The organism is Microcoleus sp. OTE_8_concoct_300 (assembly GCF_031383065.1).
GTDB lineage: Bacteria > Cyanobacteriota > Cyanobacteriia > Cyanobacteriales > Microcoleaceae > Microcoleus.
In genome coordinates, this window is record NZ_JANMZH010000023.1 from 1 (window position 1) to 1,946 (window position 1,946).

The window sequence follows — 1,946 nt, forward strand, 5'->3', positions numbered from 1 at the left end:
GGACGGGCGGGACGCCCATCCCACAAACTTGTGGAAGTTATTTAATTCTCATTCCTTAATTGCTATTAGTATCAAAATCAGAAGCTCCCTGTTTCGTTATGATTGAATTCGAGCGCTTTTTCCGCCTGTCTAATTAGGCTGGCAGTGCAGCTTGATCGCCGCGATTTTTAAGAAAATAACGGTTCAATTATCGCTCAGACATTGCAGTATAATCTACTTGGATAAAAAAAACAAAACTACTCATTGGGAGCAATTTTTACCTCAATCTCTTCGTCAGAGCCAGCCAATACAAACAAATTGTGGGTTCTCTCGTCAACACAGATGAGGTGAATAGGTTGCAATGCCAAATATGTCAAGTAGGGGCGGGTTTTACGAACAATCTTTCATTCACATCGACAATATCTATAAACCCGCCCTCACCCAGGCGACTTTCAGACTCCAAGATAACGCCTGTGAGTGCAGCAAAGAGTTATGGAATTTGGTTTGTGGCTCTTGACAACCCTGTATTACATATGTAGTATAGAGTTACGTTAGAAAAGCTCGATCGACCGACACCAGCAAACAAAATTGAGAAAAAACCTATGCAACCCATCCGACAAGGCGACGTAATTCTCACCCCCGTACCGAAAATCCGAGGAGAAAAAAAATCTCACCTAACTCTCGCCGAAGGTGAAGTCACGGGACATTCTCACCAGATTATTGAGGGACAAGCTGAACTTTACGAAAAAGACGGCACTCTGTACTTGCGGGTGCTTTCACCGACAGCTTTATTGAGTCACGAAGAACACCATGCGATCGCAATTCCCGAAGGTAATTGGATGGTGCGAATTCAGCGCGAATATGAGCCCCAAGGCTGGCGGTATGTCGCAGACTAAGGTTAAAAAACTGACGCCAGAACAAGCAGCTTTGATTCCAGTTTATCGCCAAAAGTGGAGAGCGATCTCGCTTTCCACTGGCCCGATAAATCGCTCGCAAGCGGAGGAAACAGTTAAATCGGCTTACAGTGCGATCGGCCTAAAAGCACCGGAAATCATTTTTGTCGATCGCCCCTACGAAGCTGCCGATCTCATCCTCAGTCGAGTTGACAATCCCAGCAGCGAACTGCGGAGCCAATTCGAGACAAAACTTCGCAGCCAGCTAGAAAAACAACTGCGGGGTTATTTGGGGAGCCAACTAGAAACCGAACTGCAAAGCCAACTGCAAACTCAACTTTCAGCTCGACTTTATACTCAACTGCAAGCGCAAATGTGGGAGCTGCACCGCAATTATTTAGCTGGCTTCATAGCAAGCCAATTGCCACCGGAAGAGGTGTTCAATGAGCCGAGTCGAGACTTTTACTGGCAAAGATTAGGAAGAGAACTATTCAGTAATTGCATTCAACCAGTATTGTGGGCTGCTTATGGCAGTTTCTTGGATTTTTGCCTTTCCGTTCTAAATTTACCTCATTCCTACGGCAGAAATTGGATAGTTTTTCAATCCATTGTCCGGGATTGCGGCTTGATTTATCCCTATGACAAAGTTTGCATTGTCTGTGAAAAGCCGTTAGCGAAGCCCTCGAAGAGGATCGCACTTTCCGTTGACAGCAACCACCGCTTGCACGCCGAAGGAAAACCGGCGGTACGGTTTGCTGACGGTGTTTCGATTTACGCCTATCACGGCGTTATCTTGCCCGAATGGTACGGCAGGCTGCACCCGGACCAGTGGCAGTCTAAGTGGGTGTTGAAGGAACAGAATGCGGAAGTTCGGCGTGCGTTAATTGAGGGAATTACTTACGATCGCCTTTGTCAAGAATTAGCGGTGACAGAATTAGATAGTTGGCAGGAATACACTCTATTAAGCATCAAGTTTGACGATGATTTTAATAACGCGGGTAATCCAAAGCCAGTTTATTTGTTAAAAATGACTTGTCCGAGCACGGGACACATTAGACCTCTTGCAAAAATAAC

At 45.8% G+C, this 1,946-nt stretch carries 3 protein-coding genes; 2 read left to right on the plus strand and 1 reads right to left on the minus strand.

Translation table 11 applies throughout. From position 1 onward, the window contains the following. Window positions 1-236: 236 nt before the first annotated feature. Window positions 237-356: a DUF6888 family protein gene (locus ACUVJL_RS01480; RefSeq protein ID WP_445244228.1), complete on the minus strand. Its 120-nt coding sequence runs from the start codon at window positions 354-356 to the stop codon at window positions 237-239. 225 nt (window positions 357-581) lie between these two features. Between ACUVJL_RS01480 and ACUVJL_RS01485 the strand changes: the two genes are divergently transcribed. Both ACUVJL_RS01485 and ACUVJL_RS01490 read left to right on the plus strand, forming a co-directional pair. Continuing rightward, on the plus strand, window positions 582-875 hold the full coding sequence (locus tag ACUVJL_RS01485; RefSeq protein WP_445244229.1) for a hypothetical protein: 294 nt from the start codon (window positions 582-584) through the stop codon (window positions 873-875). After that, window positions 841-1,946: DUF6745 domain-containing protein (locus ACUVJL_RS01490; protein ID WP_445244230.1), on the plus strand; the 1,106-nt coding region annotated here is incomplete at its 3' end. The genes ACUVJL_RS01485 and ACUVJL_RS01490, both read left to right, overlap by 35 nt.